Origin of the sequence: Anaerotignum faecicola (assembly GCA_024460105.1) — a bacterium.
Lineage (GTDB): Bacteria > Bacillota > Clostridia > Lachnospirales > Anaerotignaceae > JANFXS01.
Genome location: JANFXS010000249.1, coordinates 1 through 463, shown reverse-complemented (window position 1 = coordinate 463; position 463 = coordinate 1). Strand labels below are relative to the sequence as shown.

Here is a 463-nt window from a genome sequence, read left to right as displayed (position 1 = left end):
AGATGGAGCTTTTAAGAGAAATGATCCAGTATTCGATCCGCTGTGGAGATGTATATACGAAATACAGCAGCTGCCAGTTCCTGATTATGGTGACGGATTTATCTGAACCGGAGGCTGATATGGTTGCGAACAGAATTACGGATGCTTTCTACCAGAAGCTTGGGGGAGATGCGGACCAGGTGCTGCTGCACCATTGCTATCCCTTAAAAGCCGCAGAAACAACGGCAGCCGGAAGTGAAGGCTGAACTGTTACGATATGACAAATATTTGTCATTCAGCAGTTGCAAGATATCCGTAAATCATGTAGAATATAGAGTTGTGAGAAGATAATTACCATTATATAGAAAAAACAAGATAAGGAGATTAAGATATGAGCAAGAAACCAGTAGTACTTATGATACTTGATGGATACGGCCTGAATTATAACTGTGACCACAATGCAGTCTGCGAAGGCAGAACTCCG

1 protein-coding gene is annotated in these 463 nt (G+C 42.3%); it reads left to right on the top strand.

The window, feature by feature from the left end:
* On the top strand, positions 1-245 hold a 245-nt coding region (locus tag NE664_13795), incomplete at its 5' end, for a hypothetical protein (GenBank protein ID MCQ4727706.1).
* Positions 246-463 lie beyond the last annotated feature (218 nt).